The organism is Aeromonas sanarellii (assembly GCF_000820085.1).
Lineage (GTDB): Bacteria > Pseudomonadota > Gammaproteobacteria > Enterobacterales > Aeromonadaceae > Aeromonas > Aeromonas sanarellii.
This window is the reverse complement of sequence record NZ_CDBN01000091.1, coordinates 121235-143341: the sequence shown is the minus strand read 5'-3', so window position 1 is coordinate 143341 and position 22107 is coordinate 121235. Positions and strand designations below refer to the sequence as shown.

The window sequence follows — 22107 nt, the reverse complement described above, 5'->3', positions numbered from 1 at the left end:
TTCATTGACGACAGGTGGGGGCCCGGCTCCTGCCGGGCGGGTTCCCCACCTCAACTAGCCTCAGGCGTTGACCACCTGGGCGACTGCTTTCTCGAACCGGGCCAGACCTTCCTTGATGTCCGCTTCCGGGATCACCAGGGACGGTGTGAAGCGCACCACGTTGGTGCCCGCCACCAGCGCCAGCAGGCCCTGATCGACGGAGGCCAGCAGGAAGTCGCGGGAGCGGCCCTTGAAATCATCGTTCAGCACGGCGCCCAGCAGCAGACCCTGGCCGCGCACTTCGCTGAAGCAGTGGTACTTGGCGTTGATGGCTTCCAGGCCCTGGCGGAACAGCTGTTCGCGCTGCTTGATGCCGTTCAGCACCTCCGGGGTGTTGACCACGTCCAGTACCGCCTCGGCCACGGCGCAGGCCAGCGGGTTGCCACCGTAGGTGGAACCGTGAGTACCCACTTTCAGGTGAGCCGCGATCTCGGTGGTGGTCAGCATGGCGCCGATGGGGAAGCCACCGCCGAGCGCCTTGGCGCTGGTGAGGATGTCCGGCGTGACCCCCAGACCCATGTAGGCATAGAGCTCACCGGTACGGCCGACCCCGGACTGCACTTCGTCATAGATCAGCAGGGCGTTGTGCTTGGTGCACAGCTCGCGCACACCACGGGCGAACTCGTCGGTGGGACGAATGATGCCACCCTCCCCCTGCAGCGGCTCCATCACCACGGCACAGGTATTGTCGGAGATGACGGAGGCCAGCTCTTCCAGGTTGTTGTAGGCCACGTGGGTGATGTCGGCCGGCTTGGGACCGAAGCCATCGGAGTAGGCAGCCTGGCCACCGACGCTCACGGTGAAGAAGGTACGGCCGTGGAAGCCCTGGTGGAAGGCGATGATCTGGGTCTTGTGGGCCCCGAACTTCTCGATGGCGTAGCGGCGGGCCAGCTTGAGGGCGGCTTCGTTCGCTTCGGCACCGGAGTTGCAGAAATAGACCTTCTCGGCGAAGGTGGCAGCAACCAGCTTCTTGGCCAGGCGCAGGGCCGGCTCGTTGGTCATCACGTTGGAGAGGTGCCACAGCTTCTCACCCTGGGTTTTCAGGGCTTCGACCAGCTTGGGATGGCAATGGCCCAGGCCATTGACCGCGATCCCGCCCGCGAAGTCGACATACTCGCGGCCTTCCTGATCCCAGACACGTGATCCCTCGCCGCGGACCGGAATGATCTTGGCCGGCGCATAGTTGGGAACCATCACTTCATCAAACACTTCACGTGTCACTGCCAACAACTCTGACATATTGCTCTCCTGCTATATCGCGGCAGAATAATCCACCGCCCAAAAGTTAAATCCGTGTAAACGTGGCGGAATTATCACAGAAAAAAAGTAAAAAGTCTGTAACTTGACCGCCTATGAGGAACATTGTTCGATTGCCCGTGAGATTTTAGGCAACCGCATTGCATAACGGCTCAGGGGGTGTTGGCAAGAGATAATTTGGACAGGGAGGAGGGTGAATAAAGTGTCAGGGAAAATTTTTTTCGCCTCATCTCGGTTTTGAGGCGCATGTCACAATTTTTTCAGGAAACGGCTAAAAAATTGGCCAATAACTGGTGGCCCTGCTCGCTCAGGATGCTCTCCGGATGGAACTGCACCCCTTCCAGCGCCAGTGTTTTATGTCGCAGGCCCATGATCTCGTCCATGGAGCCGTCGGCATGCTCGCTCCAGGCGGTGACTTCGAAACAATCGGGCAGGGAATCGCGCTCCACGACGAGGGAGTGGTAGCGGGTGACCCGCAGCGGATCCTTCAATCCCCTGAACACCCCCTCCCCCCGATGGCGGATGAGGGACGTCTTGCCGTGCATCATCTGGCGCGCACGTACAACCTGAGCCCCAAACGCCTGGGCCAGGGACTGGTGACCGAGACAGACGCCGAGGATGGGGATCTCGCCCGCGAAGCGGCGGATGGCGGCCAGGGAGATGCCCGCCTCGTTCGGCGTGCAGGGCCCAGGGGAGATCACCAGGTGGCGTGGGGCGAGCCGGGCTATCTCCTCCAGGCTCAGCTCGTCGTTGCGCTTCACCAGCACCTCCTGTCCCAGGGCACCGAAATATTGCACCAGGTTCCAGGTGAAGGAGTCGTAGTTGTCGATGAGTAGCAGCATGAAAAGACCCTGGGAGTCAGACAGAGACGGTGATCGGACAGCCCGTCACGAGCAGCGACGGACAGACGCCGCGCATTCTGGCATGTCTCTCCCCGTTAATAAACCGGGGTCGTCGTGGTGATCCGGATGGCAAGCCTGGCGGTGGCGGCGCGGCCCTGTTATCGCCCCTCCCGACGGGCGGAGATAATCGACAGGCCGACGGCCGGGGAGCATCGCGGCCCCCTTCACGCCCCGTGCAGGCGCAACGCCATTTTTCATGGTCTGCGAGGTGGGCAGGAGCCAAGGGGGAGACGAGCGCTCTCGCCACCATGGGCAGGCCCCGGGGAGGAATAAACGGGACTCGGCTTGCGCCGGGCTCAGGGGATCGGCAGCACAGCCCGCGAATGGCCAGCGCCCGCAGGCAAGGCTCAGCGATCCAGCAGGCGCCCCTGCTCCAGCTCGCGCTCGCGCTGACACTCGGCCAGGTAGATGGCCGCCGCGATGGCCGGGGTCTTGTGGTGCTTGTCGATGGCATTGGAGACCATCAGCTGCAGGGTGTTGAGGTTCTTGGCCTTGCGAAACTTGCGCAGCCAGTGGCCCTTGTCACCCAGTTCTTCAGTCAGGATATGTGATTCGGCAGACATGCTTTCTCTTGGGGCAACGACCCCTGTGTGACATTGAAGGAGGAAATGACGAACCGGGCGGGTAAAACAAAGAAAGCCAGGCAGATACCCAGCTCTCTTCTACTACACCTTCCCAGTATGTCAGGCTCGAGGAACGAAGCCGACAACATCATATACGCTGGTCAGGGTTTTTTCAGCCCTTTCCCGCGCCTTTTGTGCGCCAGCCGCCAAAATGGCCCGCAGATGAGTCTCATCCTGACGCAGCTCGCGGAAGCGCGCCTGGATGGGCTCCAGCAAGGCGACCACGGCATCGGCCGTCTCGCCCTTGAGGTGGCCGTACATCTTGCCCTCGAAGTGCTGCTCCAGCTCGGGGATGGAGCGACCCGTCACCCCGGACATCAGGGTCAGCAGGTTGGAGACCCCCGGCTTGTTCTCGGGGTCGAAGCGCACCACGGCCGGCTCGTCGGAGTCGGTCATCGCCCGCTTGATCTTCTTGACGATCTGCTTGGGATCTTCCAGCAGGCCGATGAAGTTCGCCTCGTTGTCGTCGGACTTGGACATCTTCTTGGTGGGATCCTGCAGGCTCATCACCCGCGCCCCTTCGGTCGGGATGAAGGGCTCGGGCAGGGTGAACACCTCGCCGTACAGGTTGTTGAAGCGGGTGCAGATGTCGCGGGTCAGTTCCAGATGCTGCTTCTGGTCATTGCCGACCGGCACCTGATTGGCCTGGTAGAGCAGGATATCCGCCGCCATCAGCACCGGATAGCCAAACAGGCCGACGTTGACGTTGTTCTCGAAACGGGCGGACTTGTCCTTGAACTGGGTCATGCGCGACAGCTCGCCCATCTGGGTGTAGCAGTTCAGTATCCAGCCGAGCTCGGCGTGCTGGGGCACGTGGGACTGGATGAAGACGGTGCTCTTGGCCGGATCGATGCCGACCGCCAGATAGAGGGCGGCGGCGTCCAGGCAGGCCTTGCGCAGGGCCGCGGGATCCTGGCGGGTGGTGATGGCGTGCAGATCGACGATGCAGTAGAGGCAGTCGAAGTCATCCTGCATGCTGACCCACTGACGCAGGGCCCCCATGTAGTTGCCTATGGTCAGCTGGCCCGAGGGTTGGGCCCCGCTCAATACGATTGGTTTAGCCATGAATGTGTTGATCCTTGTTATTCGGCCAGCAGGGCATCGAGCTGTGCAAACTGCTCGCATACCCAGTCCGGGCGGGAATCCGCGATGGGGCGGCCATAGTTGTAGCCGTAGGTGAGCCCCACCACCTTCATGCCGGCCGCCTGGGCAGCCAGCACGTCATTTTCGGAGTCCCCCACCATCAGGGTGCGGGACGGGCTGACACCCAGCTCGTGGCAGGCGTGCAGCAGCGGCTCCGGGCTCGGCTTCTTGACGGGCACGCAGTTGCCCCCCAGCCAGAGGGCGAAGCAATCCTGGATGCCGAGGGCCTCCAGAATGGGCTGCACGAAGTGGCTCGGCTTGTTGGTCACCACGGCCTGGCGATAGCCGAGCCGTTGCAGGCGACGCAGGCTCTGCTCGACCCCTTCATACATCCCCAGTCCTTCCAGCAGGCAGGCCTGGTAGTGCCGGTCAAACAGGGGGCGGGCCCTGGCGAACAGCTCGGGCGCCTCGCGGTAATCCAGTGCACGCTGGATCAGCTTGTCGGCACCGTTGCCGACCCAGGTGCGCACCACCGCCTCGTCGGCCTCCGCCAGCCCCAGATCCGCCAGGGTACGGTTGACCGCCAGCGCCAGCTGGGGGGCACTGTCGATCAGGGTGCCATCGAGATCGAACAGCACCAGATCGAAGGGACGCTCAACGGACATGGGCCAGCTCCGCCCGCATCTCGTCGATCACCGCCTTGTAGTCCGGCTTGCCGAAGATGGCGGAGCCGGCCACGAACATGTCCGCACCGGCGGCCGCGATCTCGCGGATATTCTCGACCTTGACGCCGCCGTCGATCTCCAGACGGATGTCGCGGCCGCTCTCGTCGATCAGGCGGCGCACCTGACGCAGCTTGGCGAGGGTGCCGGGGATGAAGCTCTGGCCACCGAAGCCCGGGTTGACCGACATCAGCAGGATCACGTCCAGCTTGTCCATCACGTATTCGAGGCAGGTGAGCGGCGTGGCCGGGTTCAATACCAGGCCGGCCTGGCAACCCTGCTCCTTGATGAGACCCAGGGTGCGATCCACGTGGTCGGAGGCTTCCGGGTGGAAGGTGATAAGGTTGGCGCCCGCCTTGGCAAAGTCGGGCACGATGCGATCCACCGGCTTGACCATGAGGTGCACGTCGATGGGGGCTTCGATGCCATAGTCACGCAGGGCCTGGCAGACCATGGGGCCTATGGTCAGGTTGGGGACATAGTGGTTGTCCATCACGTCGAAGTGCACCACGTCGGCCCCGGCGGCCAGCACCTTGGCCACGTCCTCACCCAGGCGGGCAAAGTCGGCGGAGAGGATAGAGGGGGCAATCAGAAAGTCTTTCATCAGCGTCATCCATTGGCAGCGTGGCAGAAAAAACGGCGCAATTTTATCGCAAAAGGGCGATGAAAACGACCCGCATCTGCTGCACCAGTGAACCGCGGCGCTCCCCCGTGCAATCGCTGCAAACGGGCTGTACCTGCAGGGAAAACCCATCCGCAGCCTGGCGCACCGGGTGGCAGGAAGGATCCGCTCGTGTCGCGGCAAGCCGGCAGTACCAGAAACGACAACGGTCCCCGCAGGGACCGTTCACGACTCAACCGGCGACGGCCAGCTCCGCCTCGCCAGGATAATAACCCTGCTCGGGTTCGATGCCGGGCGGATAGAGTGCCAGCAGCTCGGCCACCTTGTTGCGACCGCCGCCGTTGCGGCTGATGGTGCGCTTGACCAGGATCTCGTCCAGCCGGGCCCCGCGATAGAGCTCCCGGGTCAGCTCGATGTCGTGGTTGCTGATGAGCACGGGCACGCCCTTGTGGGCGGCGGTGTGGCGGGCCAGGCGAGCCAGCAGAGCCTGATCGTCCAGGGTGAAACCGCCCGCCGAGTAGGTGGTGAAACTCGCCGTGGTGGAGAGGGGCGCATAGGGCGGATCGCAGTAGATCACCCAGTCTTCCTCGGCGCGCGCCATGGCGTCGGCATAGCTCTCGCAGATGAAGGTGGCCTTCTGCGCCTTCTCGGCGAAGGCCCACAGCTCCTTCTCCGGGAAGTAGGGTTTCTTGTAGGAACCGAAGGGGACGTTGAACCCGCCCTTCTTGTTATAGCGGCACAAGCCGTTGAAGCCGTGGCGGTTGAGGAAGAGGAACAGCTGGGCCCGCTCGAACCCGGCCTCGGCCTGGTTGAACTGGGTGCGCAGACGGTAGTAGGCGGTCTTGTGGTTGTGTTCGGCCACGAACAGCCGACGAGCCTCGCCGATGAAGCGATCCGGCTGCCGCTTGAGGTGGTTGTAGAGATCGATGAGATCCGGATTGATATCGTTGAGCACATAGGCATCGTAATCCGTGTTGAGGAACACGGATCCCGCCCCGACGAAGGGCTCCAGCAACACACGTCCGTCCGGCAAGCGCTCGGCGATCTCTTCGACCAGGGAGTATTTTCCCCCGGCCCATTTTAAAAACGCACGTGTTTTTTTCATGGATGTCCGGTGTTAACAAGGCGATGCCAAAAAAGGGGGGTGATTCTACCCCCTTCTTCGGGCGGCTGGCTATTGCTTCAGTTCTTTTTGTATCTGGGCAAACGACTTGGGCCAGGGTTGTCCCTTGAGCAAGGCGGGCGAGAGCTTGCGGATCGCCGCCTTGGCCTGGGCGCTGCTGGCATAGTCGCCCTGCACCACCACATACCAGGGACTGCCACGGAAACTCGTCTTGTAGACCCAGATCTTGCCCGCCAGCCCGTGCTCCGCCACGAAGCTGTCCACGGCCTTGGTGTTGCTCGCCCCCATCAGCTGGACGCTGTAGTGGTTCTTCGGCTTCTTGTTGAGGGTCGCGACCGGAGTCAACGCCACCTTGGGGGCCGGCGCCGCAGCCGGTGTGGCCGACGCAGGCTGGGTGCCGCTGCCCTGGGCAGCCGGTTTGACCGCCGGGGCGCTGCCCTGTGCCTTGGCCTGCACCGTCGGCACTGCCTGGGAACCGCCGCCCACCAGCTCGTCCACCACGGCCGTGGGCAGGGCGCCGCTGACGTTGGGCTGATTCATCAGTTTTTCGACCACTTCGTCGGAGATGACTACCCGGCGCCCCTCGTAGTTGGTCGACTCCGTAGTGACCGTCTCGCTCTCGACCTTCTTGGGCAAGGGCTTGGCATCGGGTTGCCAATCCCGGGCGACCTGCGTCCCCGCCGCCCCGGGGCCGGTGTCGCTCTCCTGGGTGCCCTGTGCCGCACTCGCACCGCCGACGCTCAGGGGATCTGCGGTGACGGGGTCGGGCAACGCCGTTCCCTGGGACGATGCCTGGTCTGGCGCCTTGCCGCCATCATCGAACAGGGGCAGGTAGCTCAGGGCCAGCAAGCCGGCGGCCACCAGGGCCAGCACGGTCGCGATCTTCTTGACGGGCAACTCGGCCTGGCGTTTCTTGGGCCTTCTGTCGGTCATGATATCCTCCAGTGACTGCATGATGGCGGACGGGTGTCCGCCCGCCCCATTCAGGATCTCTTCCACCTTGGGCTTGGGCAAGAGGGCTGTCGGGATCTTGAGTTCTTTGGCCTTCTCATACAAGAAGATGCGTTGCTCCGGCGCGCTCAGTGGCGCGACCTCCAGCTCGAGAGCGGGCATGGCACGCCCTTTCAGCAGGGCCTTCTGGTTGCGACACCAGGCGTCACCGCCGGAGAGCAGGATGGCGAGTTTGTGGGGCGCGGCCAGGGTATCGTTGTGACGACAGAGCGCCCACAGCTCCCCGACCAGCTCGGCGGGCAATGCGTCGGCGCGCTCTACCATGAGCAGCAGGGTGGACGGCTTTCCCTCCAGCATGCGAAAGAAGCTGTCGGCCAGCGCATCCTGCGCATTGAACAGGGGGCGAGCCACTACCTGCTGCAGCAGCAACTGGCGTACATCCGCCATCTTCATGGCCGGACTGCCGATGAGGCTCACCACCCGCACCGTGTCAGGCAACTGGGCGAGCAGCGACTCGCAGAGCGTGCCACGACCACTGCCGGGCTTGCCACAGAGAAAGATAAAGGGGTGATTGAACTCGATCAGATGCAGCAGCCGGTCGACCAGCTGCCGCTGGGAAGGGAGTTTGAGCAGTTTGTTAGTGGTCACGACCAGACTCGATCACCGCCATCAATTGAGCATCCGTCACGTCGGCCACCACCTGGGCCCGCCCGATCCCGACCGGCAGCACCAGTCGCAGCTTGCCCTCCAGCACCTTCTTGTCACGGCGCATATGGCGGATGAAGGCGGCAAAATCCATCTCCGGCGGCGCCTGCACCGGCAGCTCGGCCGCCAGCAGCAGGGCGCGGATCCGCGCAACCTCTTGCTCTGTCATGTCGCCACGGGCCAGGGCCGTGTCCGCCGCCAGCATCATGCCTGCCGCCACCGCCTCCCCATGGAGCCAGTTGCCATAGCCCTTCTCGGCCTCGATGGCGTGGCCGAAGGTGTGCCCCAGGTTCAGCAGGGCCCGCACCCCGTGCTCGGTCTCGTCCTGCCCGACCACATCGGCCTTGATCTCGCAGCAACGGCGAATGGCGTAGGAGAGCGCGTCGGCATCGAGCCGCTGCAGGCGCGTCATGTTGGCCTCGAGCCAGGAGAAGAAGGACTCATCCCAGATGATGCCGTACTTGATCACCTCGGCCATGCCGGCGGCAAACTCCCGTGCGGGCAGCGTCTTGAGGCAGTCGGTATCGATGATCACATGCCTGGGCTGGTAGAAGGCGCCCACCATGTTCTTGCCAAGGGGATGGTTGACGGCGGTCTTGCCGCCGACGGAAGAATCAACCTGGGAGAGCAGCGTGGTAGGCACCTGGATGAACGGAATGCCTCGTTGATAGCTTGCCGCAGCGAAGCCGACAACGTCGCCTATCACGCCGCCCCCCAGGGCGATGAGAGTGGTGTCACGGCCATGGCTGGTTTCCAGCAGAGCGGACATGATCCGCTCGAAGGTGGCCAGGGTCTTGTGGGCCTCCCCATCCGGCAGTATCAGGTGTTCCACCTGAAAGCCGGACAGCAACTGAATGATCTGCTCAAGATACAGGGGCGCGACCACGGTATTGGTCACTATCATGACCCGCTTGCCCTTGATCGTCTGCGCCAGCACCTCGGGATGTTGCAACAGACCGGCAGCTATCTCTATCGGGTAGCTGCGTTCACCCAGTTCGACCTTCAACCTTTCCATGGACGTCCTCTAATGGATTACATGCCGATCAACTTGACGATTTGATTGGCGACAACTTTTGCACTCTGATCATCGGTCTGGATGACAAAGTCAGCGACTTCTTCATACAGGGCGTTGCGCTCTTGCGCCAGACGCTCCAGCACTTCCCGGGGCGGCTCTTCGGTTTGCAGCAAGGGGCGGCGCTTGTCTCTCTGGGTGCGCGCCAGCTGCTTCTCAATGGTGGTTTCGAGGTAGACCACGATGCCACGGGCAGAGAGCTTGTTGCGGGTTTCACGGCTCTTGATGGCGCCGCCCCCCGTCGCCAGCACGATACCCTGATGCTCGGCGAGCTCACCGATCACCTTCTCTTCGCGGATCCGGAAACCCTCTTCGCCTTCAACATCGAACACCCAGCCGATATCGGCACCACTGCGGCGCTCAATCTCATGATCTGAGTCGAAAAACTCCATGTGCAGTTGTTCTGCCAGATGTCTACCTATGGTGCTCTTGCCCGCACCCATGGGACCTATCAGGAAAATATTGCGTTTCTCAGCCATGTCTTTTCGTTAGTAATTACAAACTGTATGGCCCCGGTAAACACTCGACCGGGGTACCTATGAACCTTATCTTGCGATGGATCAGGAGGGGGATTATCTCAACAGAAACCAGGACTGGCAACCGCAGCCCTTACGCCCCAGCCTCATCGGGGCGTAAGGTTATATGTGTTTTGCTCTCACATGTAAAGTTTTCAGAGGGCGTCGGTGACTATCCTCGGGGTCACGAAAATCAGTAGTTCACGCTTCTTGTTTTCACTGGTGGTTTTCTTGAACAGGTAGCCGAGGCCGGGGATGTCCCCCAGCAGCGGCACCTTGCTGACATCATTTTTAATCGTCTGCTGATAGATGCCGCCAAGCACCAGGGTCTCGCCGTTGTTGACCAGCACCTGGGTGGTGATCGACTGGGCGTTGATGGAGACCGCATCCCCGGTACCGGTCGGCACGGTTTCCCCCTTGGTGTCCTGGGTCACGGTCAAGTCGAGGATGACCCTGTTGTCCGGGGTGATCTGGGGTGTGACCTTGAGGCTCAGTACCGCCTTCTTGAAGGTGACCGAGGTGGCCCCGCTGGAGGAGGACTCCACATAGGGGATCTCTGTCCCCTGCTCGATCAGGGCCGGTTTCTGGTTGGCGGTAGTCACCCTGGGGCTGGCGATGATCTCGGCCTTGCTCTCCTTCTCGAGGGCGGAGAGTTCAAGATCGAGCAGGGTACCGTTGGCGAGACGAGCGACCTGGAACGCCAGCGTACCGGCGGCATTGGTCACCGGCAGATTGACGTTGAGCCTGTCTTCCACGCCGGGACGCGTGATGGTGGAGCTACCGTCATTGTTACCGGCGCCGTCATTCCCCTCTATGGTGCCCGAGGTGCCGTTGCCATGACCGTCCGTCTTGGTCACGCCCCAGCGCACCCCCAACGCCTCGTCGAAACCATCGTCTATGGTCACCATGCGCGCCTCGATCACCACCTGCTTGACCGGAATATCGAGGATGTCCAGCATGCGCTTGACGTTGCCGATGACGTCCGCCGTGTCCTTGACCACCAGCACGTTGGTACGCTCATCCACGCTCACCGCCCCCCTGGGGGAGAGCAGCTTGGTGCTCTCGGAGGAGAGCAGGGCGGCCACTTCGGCTGCCTTGGCATAGTTGATCTGCAGGTATTCGGTATAGAGAGGCGCAAGGTCGGCCACCTGGCTGCGACTCTCCAGTTGCTGCTTCTCCCGAGCGGCGATTTCATCCGCCGGGGCCACCAGCAGGATGTTGTTGTCCAGCCGCTTGTCCAGCCCCCTCACCTTGAGGATGATGTCCAGCGCCTGCTCCCAGGGCACCCCATCGAGGCGCAGGGTGATGTTGCCGGCGACGGAGTCCGTAGTCACCAGGTTGAGATTGTTGAAGTCGGCGATGATCTGCAACACGGTTCGCACCGGAATATCCTGGAAGTTCAAGGATATCGGCTTGCCCTGATATTGCTTGGCCGCCGTGGTGGCCGCCCGTTTCTTTACCTCTATGATGAACATCTTGTCGGCCTGATCGTAACGGTAATCGAACTGACCGTTGACCGAGAGTTCAAACAGGGTGTCATTGCCCTGGCGGAACACCTCCACCTGGGAGACCGGGGTGGCAAAGTCCTGCACATTGATGAGGTTGAGCTGTTCATCCGGGATCCGGGTGCCGTGGAACTTGGCAAATACCTTCTGACCTCGGCTGCTGACGTCCACCGCCGCCGAGCTGTTGTCAAGGGTCACGAGGAACTCCCCCTGCCCCTCCTTGCCACGGCGAAAATCGACGCCCTTGACCGAGTTGAAATAGCCACCTCCCGGATTCGTCGGCGCGACGGACAGCACGGGCTTGCTGGCAGCGGCAGGGATCGGCACCACGGCAGGGGCCTGCGCCACGGCGGGTTGTGCCTGATACTGGGACTGGTTCTGGGCAACCCGCTGGGTATCGATCAAGGCGGATTGCGTCACCGGCTGGCTCCTGACAAGCGCCGACGGGTTGGCCGCCGCAGGGGCGGGCGAGGAGGCCACTGGCTGACCGGCTTTTTCCCCCAGCGACACCAGCAGTTTGTTGCCCTGCTGATGGACTTGATAGGGGGTCAGCTGATCGAGGGCTATCTTGATGTCGAGCCCCTGCCCCTTGCCCTCGACCTTGAGGTTGTTCACCCCCTGTTGCTTGATCGACAGCGGATTGACCGTCAGTGCCCCCACAGCTCCGGGCACATGCAACAAGAGCTGATTGGGTTCATACGACAGCCTATCGGTAAACCCACTCACGGGCTCGCTGAAACTGAGTTCCAGCAAGAGTTGATCGGCCAGCAGGGGATTGACTTTGACCTCCTGCAACGCGGGGACCGCCCACACCTGAGTGCATCCGCCCAGACACAGCAGCGCCACACCTGTCATCCTTCTTATTGTTGTTCTCATCTCTGCTCATCCCTGATCATAGTTTTGCGTCGAGATTGGCCATGGCCAGCTGGGTCTCTCGGGTGACCCAGCATCCTTTGCCATCCGGTACCGTCTCCATCAAGTCAACATGAGTATTCGTTATCTTGATGACCCTGCCCTGATCCAGTCCCATGTGCTGATTGAGCCCTACTCGCACGGCCTGCCCGTCCGGGGTATTGATCAATGCCCATAGCTGTCCTTGTCTGCCGATCGATCCCTTCATGCTCAGGCTGGCCAGCGAATAGCGTTCCAGCACCTCCTTCTCCCGATTGGCGACGATCTGTGCGCAATCCGGCTTGGCTTTGGCATCCAGCCTGGAACTGGTTTCCGGCTGGGGGGCAATGAAAGGGCTGCGCTGATCGCTGCGTTGGTAGGCCATGGGAGAAAAGGCCTTTATCTCAGGCAAGGGCTCGATCGGGATGGGTTTCCTCGCCTTGGTCTGCCTGACGTACTCGTCCATGTCCTCCTGTACGCCGCAGGCCGTCACCAACAGCGCCGACAAGAGGAGTACTGTCACTCTCATGCTCATGGCTTCTGCTCCACGGTTTTACCGTTGTATTTGTAGGTTTTGGCCTGCATGGACATGCCGATCAACTCGTCCTGTCCCTTGTCTTGGTTGAGTTGAAACGACTCCAGGATCACGATGCGCGGCAACGCGGCCATGTCTGCCGTGAATTTGCCGAGTTCGTGATAGGTGCCCACCACCTCGATGCGCATGGGCAGTTCGGTCGAAAATTCGTGTTTGACCTCCGGCTCCCAGTTGATCCTGTTCAATTTGAGACCGTTGTCGGTGGCGATGAAGCTGATGTCGTCCAGCAGGCCGGCAACCTCATGGGTGTTGGGCAACTGCTTGAGCTGGGTATCTACCAGGTGCTCCAGTTGCACCATCTGCTTCCTGTATGCCTCCAGATTGGCGGCCAGCATGGCCTTGCTCTCGAACTGGCTCTTCAGTTCCTTCTCTTTATCCGCCTCCCTGGCCAATGCCGTCATGGAGTTGGCAATCACATAGTAGTAAATGGCCCCCCCCAGCAGAGCACAGCAGAGGAAGATGAAGATGCCCTGAGCGACCCTGGGCCAGCGCGCGATGTCATTGATATCCAGTTCATTGAGCTGTTGCAGGTTCATTCTTGCCCCTTAGCCGCGTCCGGGAGTGCCGTGGCGATCTGGAACATCATGGAGAACTGGCTCAGTGCAATGGGTGCCACCTCTGCCGTGAAGATGGTGCTGAGCTGGGACTGCGCCAGCCAGCCCGACCCGTCGATGCGTCTCATCATGCTGGCCACCCTGCCATAGGCCTCGGTCTTGCCCTTGACATCGATCTTGTTGTTCTGCAGGGCGAGGGTGTCAAGGTATACCCCATTGGGCACCAGCACGGGCAGCTGATTGAACAGACGCACCGGTATGTTGCGTCGCATCTGCAACTGCTCGATGAGCTGCATGCGATCGATCAGATCCTTGCGCCGCTCCTTGAGCAGCCGGATTTCGCCGAGCTGGGTGTCTAGCATGGCCATCTCCTGCAGCAATCGCTGATTGCGCTCCTGCTGATAGCCGATCTGCTGTTGCACCAGCCAGTCGACGGCAAAGGCGATGACGGCAGTTCCCGCCAGGAACAGCCCGAACAGGATGCCGAACTGCTTCTTCTGGCGCTGGGCCCTGGCCTGCCGCCAGGGCAGGAGATTTATATTTGACATGGTGTGAAGCTCCGCAGTGCCAGACCGAGTGCCGTCATGTACTTGGCCCCGTGGGCCAGACCCCCTTCTCCCTGAGGCTTGCCAAAGAGCGCAAAGGGGTCGGGATGCAGCACTTCACAGTTGAGCTCGCTGCCTAGCTGCCCGGCCAGACCGGGCAGCAGACTTCCCCCGCCCGTCAGCACCAGCTTGGACAGCTCCTTGTTGCCCGACGAACTGCAGAACAGTTGCACATTGCGCCGGATCTGCAGCACCAGGGTACTGAGGTGCGGCAGCAGCACATCCACCTCATGATCCGCAGGCAGGGATCCCTGGAGCTTGGCAAGTTCCGCGTCTTCCAGGCTCATGCTGTAAAAAGAGGCCAGGGCCTGGCTGTATTGATCGCCACCGAAATTCTGCAAGCGGGAATAGATCACCTGCCCCCTGAGCAGGACGGCAAAGGTCATGGCACTGGCACCGATGTCGACGATGCCGACCGGCTTGTCCCAGGTTTGCAGCTCGGGCAGGCAAGCCAGCACGGCGCGCCCGAGCGCGTGGACCCCCACGTCCACCACCATGGTATTCATGCCCGCCTCCGTCAGTGCACTGACCCGGCCGCTGACGCTCTCGGTCCGTGCCGCACTCAGCAGCACCTCCTGACGGCTGTTGTCGGCGGTCATGCCGAGGATCTCGAAATCCAGGCTGACTTCGTCCAGAGGAAACGGAATGATCTGTTCCGCCTCCAGATGAACCTGGTTCTCCAGCTCGCTCTCGTTGATGTTGGTGTCGACCTGGATGATCTTGGTGATGACATTGGAGCCAGTCACGGCCGTGGCCACGTGCTGGCAGTCCCCTTGCACGAGCCGCCTGAGCGACTTGAGGGACTGGCCGACCCGCTCAATGTCCTGCAGTTGATAATCGACCAGAGTGCCCCTGGGCATGGGGACCTCGGCAACCGATCCGAGATGCACCTTGCCGGGACGCCCGCTGATGGTGACGGCCTTGATGGTTTGACTGCCAAAATCAATGCCCGCCAAGGAGAGGAGGGATCCCTTACTTAATAGCCCAAACATATACACATCCATGCGTTATTGGGTTTCGGACTTATTGTAGGACAGCGCATCACAGGGTGATGCCTTAACTCAATATAATGCTCTATCTATCAATGTCATAAAGTTTATGTCAAAAGTTGACCTTCCTCTCCTTTCGGCCCTGGCTGCGGCCCCCCCTTGGTAATTGCGTCCCGGAATGCTACCCTCCCGCCTCTTCTCGAGGTCGGCGTCTGCGGACAGGAAAACCTCGAATCCGCGAGGGTAAAAAGGCTATACTCTGCGCCCGTTGGCTAATTTTAAGACGATTGGTAGTTCTTCCATGCTGAAATGGCTCGTTCGCCTGTTTATTGTCATGATGCTGGGTGCAGTGCTGGGTGTTGCCAGCCTCATCGGCATCTACTTCTACATCAAGCCCCAGTTGCCGGATGTGAGCGCTCTGCGCGATGTCAAGCTGGCCACCCCCATGAAGGTCTACAGCCGGGACGGGGAACTGATCTCCCAGTTTGGTGAAATTCGTCGCATCCCCCTGCGGCTGGATGAAATCCCCCAGCCCATGATCGATGCCGTGCTCGCCACCGAGGATGCCCGTTTCTATGAACACCCGGGCATTGACCCCATCGGCATCATTCGTGCCGCGACCGTCTGGGCCGTCTCCGGTCAGGCGCGCCAGGGGGCCAGTACCATCACCCAGCAGGTGGCACGCAACTTCTTCCTGAGCAACGAGAAGACGCTGGTGCGCAAGATAAAGGAAGTGTTCCTCGCCTGGCGCATCGAGCAGAACCTCACCAAGGACGAGATCCTGACGCTCTATCTCAACAAGATCCCCCTCGGTTACCGGGCATTCGGGGTCGGCGCCGCCGCCCAGGTCTACTTCGGCAAGGAGGTCAAGGATCTGACCCTGGACGAGATCGCCATCATCGCGGGTCTTCCCAAGGCCCCCTCCATGCTGAACCCCATCCGTTCCCCGGAGCGCGCCTTCGCCCGCCGCAACGTGGTGCTTGGTCGCATGCTGGAGACCGGCAAGATCACCCAGGCCCAGTATGACGAAGCCTCCAGAATGCCGGTCAAGGCCCGCTACCACGGTGCGGAAACGACCCTGAACGCCCCCTACCTGAGCGAGATGGTGCGCCAGAAGATGGTGGAGCAGTTTGGTGAAGATGCCTACACCATGGGACTGCACGTCTACACCACTGTCACCGCCAAGCGCCAGCGCGCCGCCCACCAGGCGCTGCTCGACGGCGTCTTCGACTACGACACCCGCCACGGCTATCGCGGCCCGACCGCCCTGCTGTGGAAAGCCGGCGAAGCGGCCTGGGATTACGACCAGATCATGGCCCACCTGGCCAAACAGCCGAGCTATCAGCCCCTGATGGCCGCCGTGGTCACCAAGCTGGGCGACAAGAGCGCCACCCTGGTGCTCAGAAACGGCAAACAGGCCGAGCTGGGCTGGAACGGCATCAAGTGGGCGCGCGCCTTCATCACCGACGATCGCCAGGGCTTCGCCCCGAAATCGGCGCGGGATGTGCTAAAAGTCGGCGCCCAAATCTGGGTGCGGGAAAAAGGGGAAGAGCTGCTGCTCTCCCAGATCCCCGACGTCAACGCAGCCCTGGTCGCCATGAACCCGCAAGACGGCGCCATCGAGGCCCTGGTGGGCGGCTTCAGCTTCGAGATCTCCAAGTTCAACCGGGTCGATCAGGCTCGCCGCCAGGTCGGCTCGAACATCAAGCCCTTCCTCTATGCCACCGCGCTGGAGCAGGGCTATACCCTGGCGTCCCTCATCAACGACGCGCCGATCAACCAGTGGGATCCGGCCAAGGGCCCCATGTGGCAGCCCAAGAACTCGCCGGCCATCTATGAAGGGCCGACCCCCTTGCGCCTCGGCCTCGCCAAGTCCAAGAACGTGATGTCGGTCCGGCTGATGCGCGCCATCGGGCTGGATACCTATATCGACGGCCTCACCCGCTTCGGCTTCGCCCGGGATCACATCTCCGCCAACGAATCCCTGGCCCTCGGCGCCGCCGAATTCACCCCGCTGGAAGTGGTGCGCGGCTACTCTGTGCTGGCCAATGGCGGCTTCCAGGTCAGCCCCTATTTCATCACCGAGGTGACCGACAGCTTCGGCAAGTCCCTGTACCAGGCCAATCCGGCCGCCGCCTGCCGCGACTGCGGCGTGCTGGCCGCCGCCGGCCTCGACAGCGCCGATGCCTATGCCAATACGGTGCCCGACTGGAAGGCCCAGTGCCCCATCGATCCCGTCGTGCCCAACAAGATGGCGCCGCAGACCATCAGCGCCCAGAGCGCCTTCCTGATCACCGACACCCTGACCACCGCCATCTGGGGTGGCAATGGCTGGCGCGGCACCGGCTGGCGAGCGGCCCGCGACCTCAAGCGCCACGACATCTCGGGCAAGACGGGGACCACCAACGAATCCCGCGATGCCTGGTTCTCCGGCTATACCCCGAATCTGGTCGCCACCTCCTGGATCGGATTTGACAACCACCAACGCGGCCTGGGTCGCGCCGAATTCGGTGGCGGTGCCGCCCAGCCCATCTGGATCGACTTCATGAAGACGGCGCTCAAGCAGGTGCCCGAGCGCAAGATGCCGGTGCCCGAGGGGATCATGCAGGTGCGCATCGATCGCGAGACGGGTCTGCTGACCAATCGCGCCGATGGCAGCAGCACGGACGAGTTCTTCAAGGAAGGCACTGAACCGACCCGCTACGCGAGCCAGCTCTCCGATGGCAACCAGGTGTATGGCGGTGACGGCTCGGCCACCGATGGCCCCGTCTCGACCGACGACATCTTCTAGATCTGCGAGAGACAAAAAAACCGGCGCCCTGCGCCGGTTTTTTCTTTGTGCCCGGGGACCTCGCCCCTAGACGGGCAGGCTCTTTATCAGGCGCGAGATGCGGGCCGCCAGTTCATTGAAGCAGGGACGCCGCACCGAGTAGTGACGGTAGAGCAGGGAGATGGTGCGCCCCGGCACGGGGTCGATCACCGGGCGGTAGCTGACGCCCCCCTCCTCCGGATTGGCGGGCACCGCCAGCCTGGGCACCAGCGTCATGCCGCTGCCGGCCGCCACCATGTTGCGCAGGGTCTCGAGGCTGGTGCCCTTGAAGCGCTGATCCTCCCCGATGCCGGCGGCAAAACAGAATCCCAGCGCCTGCTCCCGCAGACAGTGGCCATCGGCCAGCATCAGCAGCTTCTTGCCCTTGAGGTTGTGCAGCGGTACCGCCCTGGCGATGGCCTCGGGGTGATGCTGGGGCACCGCCAGCCACATGGGCTCCTGATAGAGGGGGATGGATCCAAAGCCCTCCATCCCCTCCAGCTCCGCCAGCACGAGGCAGTCCAGCTCCCCCTCCTCCAGCCGCTTGAGCAGCACCTGGGTCTGCTCTTCGTAGAGGTAGAACTCCAGCTTGGGGAAGTGTTCGCGCAGATCCTGAATGATGTGGGGCAGCAGGTAGGGACCCACGGTGGGAATGAAGCCGATGTGGATCTCGCCGGACATGGGCTCGGCGAAGTGCTGGCCTATGCTCTTGAGCTCACGCACCTCCTTGAGCACCTTGCGGGCCTGCCGGGCCATGGCGTCCCCGGCCGGGGTGAACAGCACCTTGCGGGAGGTGCGCTCGATCAGGATCACCCCCAGCTCATCTTCCAGCTTGCGCAGCTGGCCGCTCAGGGTCGGCTGGCTGACGAAGCAACGCTCCGCCGCCTTGCGAAAGTGTTTCTCCTCTTCCAGCGCTACCAGGTATTCGAGATCGCGAAGGTTCATGGGTACTGCATCCTGCCATTCAATGTGGCCGCTAGCATGCACAAGAACGGTGCGGGGGACAAGGGAGGCTCGCAGGCGAATGCACGTCCGCCACACAGGTAGCAGGAGCATGGCAGCGGCCACGGCATGGAACCGCGGCCGCCAGGGGTCAGTCAGTCATCAGGGAGGCGAGATGCTTCGCGAAGGCGTGCGGCTCCCCCAGATACGGTGAGACGGGGATGGGCAGGAGGCGCTCGCCCCGCATCAGCCCCAGGGTCGGGAATCCCTGCCCGCCGAGCCGTCGCAACCAGGCCTGGCTGTCGGCCAGATGCCCGGCGAGATCCACCCGCTGGCAGGCCTGGGCAAAGGCCTCAGGCTGCACGCCCTGCTCCTGCGCCAGCGCCGTGAGCCGCGCCGGGGAGCCGACCCAGTCCCCCTCCTCATAATGGGTTTCCTGGATGCGGTGCAACAGCGCAAGGCCATCCCCGCCCAGCTCGTCCAGTGCCAGAACGGCGCGAATGGGCGGCTCGGAATCGAGGAGCAACCCCTCGTTGAGCAGGAGTTCGTTGAAGTAGCGCTCCCCGAAGGGTTGGCCGGTCAGGGCGTGGATCCGCTCGTCATGGGGGCGCACATGGTCCCGCAGGGCCTGGCCCATGGGCTGGCGCCGGGCGCCCAGCCAGAGGCCGCCCGCATGCAGCGCGATGCGAAGGCCCGGGATCCCGGCTGCGGCGCGGAGCAGGGGGGCTGCGCCATAGCACCAGCCACAGAGGGGGTCATAGACATAGTGCAAGGTGGTGTCGTTCATGTGATTCACTCGTTCATTCGGCTAAAAAAACCGGGCCCTCGGGCCCGGTAAAAAAACACAGGGAAGTAGGCGTCAGGGGTTTACCACTTCATCTCGCCCATGTTGACCTTGGCACCTATGGCCAGGCCGTCGTCCACCGGCAGGGACGGATAGGCCTTCTTCAGGCCCTCTATCAGCTCACCGGAGCTGTTCGCCTTGGCCAGCTCCTGCTCGAAGCGCTGGACATAGTCACGGGTAAAGGTCACTGCGGCAGTGCCCTGGGGCGCGGTGCCCAGGAAGTGGCCCGGTACCACGCGCTCGGGTTTCAGGGCCAGCAGGTTGTCCAGCGCCTTGACCCAGTTGCTGCGGGCCGCTTTGGTCTGGCTGTCCGCCATCCAGACGTGCACGCCGCTGTAGACCGGCACACCGCCAAATGCCGTCTTGATGGAAGGGGCCCAGAGGTAGGCATTGGGCGTGTTCATCTCTTTGATTTCAATCTTCTCGCCATCCAGGGTCAGATGGCTGGCAGTCATCACTTGCGGCACGGTCAGGCTCTTGGGTGCCCCCTTGCCCAGGATCGGGCTCCAGTAGCTCAGCTTGGCATCCTTGGTCAGGTTGATATGGTCAACCACATGCTGGTCGGCCAGCACTTTGACATCCGGGAACGCAGCCATGACGGGCTCCAGACCGAAGTAGAAGTCGGGATCACCGGCACTGATATAAACAGCGGTCAGCTTCTTGCCGCTCTTCTTGATCATGTCGACCAGCGCCTGGCCATTTTGCACGTCGAACTGGGCATCGATCAGGATCGCCTCTTTGTCACCGGTCACCAGTGAGGAGGAGACCGGGAAGATCGCCTTCTCGCCGGGGTTGTAGACGGTCACGGTCAGGGGGGCGGCCAGCGCGGCGCCACCGAGCAGGGTGGTGGCCAGCGTCAGGTTGCGGATCAGGGTGCTGTTCATCATCTATTCCTCATTAAGTATTCGGGGGGTCATTTGATGGACACAGTGTATTGGATCGCCTAAGGTGCAAATACCGCATAATCAGTGCATCACTGTTGCACAAATCGAGCATATAGAGGCACGAATGGATAGGCTGACCGCATTACGGGTCTTCGTCTGCGTGGTCGAACAGGGCAGCCTGAGCGGGGCCGGGGAGAAGCTGGAGATGTCTCGCGCCATGGTCTCGCGCTACCTGGCCGAGCTGGAGCGCTGGATGGGAGCCAGATTGCTGCACCGCACCACCCGCCGACTGAGTCTGACCGGCCCGGGCGAGGAGGCCCTGAACCGGGCCCGCGCCATGTTGGCACTCGGAGAGGAGATGGAACAGATCGCCGTGAAGGGCGACGACGCCCCCAAGGGCCAACTGCGCATCACCAGCAGCTACTCCCTCTCCGAAGCCCTGCTGGTCAAGGCGGCGAACGACTATCTGGCTCGCTACCCGGGCACGGCCATCGACATCCTGCTGCTGGACAGGACGGTCAACCTGGTGGAAGAGCGGATCGATCTCGCCCTGCGCATCACCAACGATCTGGATCCCAATCTGGTGGCGCGCCCCTTAGGCACCTGCCACTCCGTGGTCTGTGCCAGTCCTGCCTACCTGGCTCGCCATGCTCCGCCCCAGCAGGTGCAGGATCTGGCCCTGCACAACTGCCTGACCTACACCTATTTCGGCAAGAGCCTGTGGGAGTTTCAGGGGCCTCATGGTCCCGAGTCGGTGCCGGTGAGCGGCAACCTCAGCGCCAACATCTCCAACCTGCTGCTGGCGGCGACCCTGGATGGGGCGGGGATCAGCCTGCAGCCCCGCTACTCGGTGGAGACCCACCTCGCGAGCGGCGCCCTGATGCCCCTGCTGACCCAGTGGCAACCCAAGCGGCTCGGCGTCTATGCGGTCTACGGCACCCGCAAGCAGATGTCTCCCCTGCTGCGCAGCTTCCTCGACTTTCTCGTCGCCCGGATGGCGGACGATCCCCTGTGGCAAGCCCGGTGAGGGTCCATGAAAAAGGGGCCTGGCGGCCCCCTGTCTGCGGATCCTGGCTCACGCCTCGAAGCCAAACTCCCTGGCAGGCGGCTCGCCATCGTTCGCCACCGGCTCCTCCAGATAGATGTCGTGATAGGCGGCATAGATGGAGTAGTTGATGGCGGGCAGCACCACCAGCAGGCCCACCAGCATCAGCAGCGCCCCGAAGAAGATCAGCACGGCCCCGAGCAGCCCCCACCAGAGGAAGGGCCACATGTTGCGCAGACAGCCCCTGAAGCTGAGCCTGGCCGCCTGCCAGACCCCGACCCCGTGGAAGAAGATCAGGGCGGGGGCAAAGGTGATGGCCATCAGCACGGGCACCAGCAGGGCCAGCCCCAGCAAGGCGCAGAGCAGGAAGCCCCGGGCCTGTTCCGGGGTCAGCGTCAGGGTCTCGGGATCCTGGGACAACAGGCCGGTCAGCCCCCACAGGTGCAGCATGAACGCACAGATCATCAGGATCATCATGAACAGGGCGAGCACCATGAGCCCCCCCAGCATCAGCGGCGTCAGGCGATGGCGAAAACCGGCGAAGAAGTCGGCGAACTGCAGCGGCTGCCCCCCAAAGCCCCGTCGTGCCACCGCCACCCAGCCGGCACCCCACACCATGTAGAGCAGCTGGGAGATAAGCCCCCCCGCCGGCAGCTGGTCCAGCACTATGCCCACCACGAACCAGAGCACTATCATGGCCACGCTGGCCCCCATCCCCTTGTTGAAGATGTCGAATCCCGTGCGGACCCAGATCCAGCCCTGTCCGATGGAGTGGCGCTTGGGTTCGCGGCGCAGGGCGCTGTCGCTTTGCATCATTGACCTCGTCGAAA

At 62.4% G+C, this 22107-nt stretch carries 21 protein-coding genes; 2 read left to right on the top strand and 19 right to left on the bottom strand.

Translation table 11 applies throughout. The features are described from left to right. Positions 1-60: 60 nt before the first annotated feature. The 15 genes from BN1132_RS16970 to tapM form a co-directional block, all read right to left on the bottom strand. On the bottom strand, positions 61-1278 hold the full coding sequence (locus BN1132_RS16970) for an aspartate aminotransferase family protein (RefSeq protein WP_042078977.1): 1218 nt from the start codon (positions 1276-1278) through the stop codon (positions 61-63). Positions 1279-1556: 278 nt separating this feature from the next. After that, positions 1557-2138: an aminodeoxychorismate synthase component II gene (locus BN1132_RS16965; RefSeq protein WP_042078976.1), complete on the bottom strand. Its 582-nt coding sequence runs from the start codon at positions 2136-2138 to the stop codon at positions 1557-1559. 407 nt (positions 2139-2545) lie between these two features. After that, positions 2546-2761, bottom strand: coding sequence for a hypothetical protein (locus tag BN1132_RS16960; protein WP_042078975.1), 216 nt, complete (start codon positions 2759-2761; stop codon positions 2546-2548). Positions 2762-2881: 120 nt separating this feature from the next. Beyond that, positions 2882-3886 carry a tryptophan--tRNA ligase gene (gene trpS / locus BN1132_RS16955; RefSeq protein ID WP_042078973.1) on the bottom strand — a complete coding sequence of 335 codons (1005 nt, stop codon included), beginning with the start codon at positions 3884-3886 and terminating at the stop codon, positions 2882-2884. Between the two features lie 17 nt (positions 3887-3903). Continuing rightward, positions 3904-4569 (bottom strand): phosphoglycolate phosphatase, encoded by a 666-nt coding sequence (locus tag BN1132_RS16950; protein WP_042078971.1) that lies wholly within the window; start codon positions 4567-4569, stop codon positions 3904-3906. Further along, on the bottom strand, positions 4559-5230 hold the full coding sequence (rpe, locus tag BN1132_RS16945) for a ribulose-phosphate 3-epimerase (protein ID WP_042078970.1): 672 nt from the start codon (positions 5228-5230) through the stop codon (positions 4559-4561). The genes BN1132_RS16950 and rpe overlap by 11 nt, the downstream gene beginning before the upstream one ends. Positions 5231-5480: 250 nt before the next feature. Then, positions 5481-6353, bottom strand: a complete 873-nt coding sequence (locus tag BN1132_RS16940) for a Dam family site-specific DNA-(adenine-N6)-methyltransferase (RefSeq protein ID WP_042078969.1) — start codon at positions 6351-6353, stop codon at positions 5481-5483. A 69-nt stretch (positions 6354-6422) separates the two neighbouring features. Continuing rightward, the gene (locus BN1132_RS16935) at positions 6423-7970 is read right to left on the bottom strand and encodes an SPOR domain-containing protein (protein WP_042078968.1); all 1548 of its coding nucleotides are present in this window, start codon (positions 7968-7970) and stop codon (positions 6423-6425) included. Continuing rightward, positions 7960-9042 carry a 3-dehydroquinate synthase gene (gene aroB / locus BN1132_RS16930; RefSeq protein ID WP_042078967.1) on the bottom strand — a complete coding sequence of 361 codons (1083 nt, stop codon included), beginning with the start codon at positions 9040-9042 and terminating at the stop codon, positions 7960-7962. Before aroB ends, BN1132_RS16935 begins: the two co-directional genes overlap by 11 nt. A gap of 17 nt (positions 9043-9059) precedes the next feature. After that, complete coding sequence (gene aroK, locus BN1132_RS16925; protein WP_042078966.1) at positions 9060-9578, bottom strand: shikimate kinase AroK; 519 nt, start codon at positions 9576-9578, stop codon at positions 9060-9062. A 191-nt stretch (positions 9579-9769) separates the two neighbouring features. Next, on the bottom strand, positions 9770-11995 hold the full coding sequence (locus BN1132_RS16920; protein WP_042078965.1) for a type IV pilus secretin PilQ: 2226 nt from the start codon (positions 11993-11995) through the stop codon (positions 9770-9772). A gap of 16 nt (positions 11996-12011) precedes the next feature. Beyond that, positions 12012-12539: a pilus assembly protein PilP gene (locus BN1132_RS16915; RefSeq protein ID WP_042079004.1), complete on the bottom strand. Its 528-nt coding sequence runs from the start codon at positions 12537-12539 to the stop codon at positions 12012-12014. A 2-nt stretch (positions 12540-12541) separates the two neighbouring features. Further along, positions 12542-13141: a PilO family type IV pilus biogenesis protein TapO gene (gene tapO / locus BN1132_RS16910; protein WP_042078964.1), complete on the bottom strand. Its 600-nt coding sequence runs from the start codon at positions 13139-13141 to the stop codon at positions 12542-12544. After that, on the bottom strand, positions 13138-13707 hold the full coding sequence (gene tapN / locus BN1132_RS16905) for a PilN family type IV pilus biogenesis protein TapN (protein WP_042078963.1): 570 nt from the start codon (positions 13705-13707) through the stop codon (positions 13138-13140). Before tapN ends, tapO begins: the two co-directional genes overlap by 4 nt. Next, the gene (gene tapM / locus BN1132_RS16900) at positions 13695-14756 is read right to left on the bottom strand and encodes a PilM family type IVa pilus assembly protein TapM (RefSeq protein WP_042078961.1); all 1062 of its coding nucleotides are present in this window, start codon (positions 14754-14756) and stop codon (positions 13695-13697) included. Before tapM ends, tapN begins: the two co-directional genes overlap by 13 nt. Positions 14757-15054: 298 nt before the next feature. Between tapM and BN1132_RS16895 the strand changes: the two genes are divergently transcribed. After that, positions 15055-17544, top strand: a complete 2490-nt coding sequence (locus BN1132_RS16895; RefSeq protein WP_042078960.1) for a penicillin-binding protein 1A — start codon at positions 15055-15057, stop codon at positions 17542-17544. Between the two features lie 66 nt (positions 17545-17610). Here the strand turns inward: BN1132_RS16895 and oxyR are convergent, their stop codons facing one another. The 3 genes from oxyR to BN1132_RS16880 form a co-directional block, all read right to left on the bottom strand. Next, complete coding sequence (gene oxyR / locus BN1132_RS16890; protein ID WP_042078959.1) at positions 17611-18507, bottom strand: DNA-binding transcriptional regulator OxyR; 897 nt, start codon at positions 18505-18507, stop codon at positions 17611-17613. Positions 18508-18655: 148 nt separating this feature from the next. Further along, complete coding sequence (locus BN1132_RS16885) at positions 18656-19291, bottom strand: DsbA family protein (protein ID WP_042078958.1); 636 nt, start codon at positions 19289-19291, stop codon at positions 18656-18658. 80 nt (positions 19292-19371) lie between these two features. Further along, positions 19372-20232 (bottom strand): Vmh family MBL fold metallo-hydrolase, encoded by an 861-nt coding sequence (locus tag BN1132_RS16880; protein WP_042079003.1) that lies wholly within the window; start codon positions 20230-20232, stop codon positions 19372-19374. A 124-nt stretch (positions 20233-20356) separates the two neighbouring features. Here BN1132_RS16880 and BN1132_RS16875 point away from each other — a divergent pair, with 124 nt between their 5' ends. Next, the gene (locus BN1132_RS16875; protein ID WP_042078957.1) at positions 20357-21259 is read left to right on the top strand and encodes a LysR family transcriptional regulator; all 903 of its coding nucleotides are present in this window, start codon (positions 20357-20359) and stop codon (positions 21257-21259) included. Between the two features lie 48 nt (positions 21260-21307). Here the strand turns inward: BN1132_RS16875 and BN1132_RS16870 are convergent, their stop codons facing one another. Continuing rightward, positions 21308-22090 (bottom strand): BPSS1780 family membrane protein, encoded by a 783-nt coding sequence (locus BN1132_RS16870; protein ID WP_042079002.1) that lies wholly within the window; start codon positions 22088-22090, stop codon positions 21308-21310. Positions 22091-22107 lie beyond the last annotated feature (17 nt).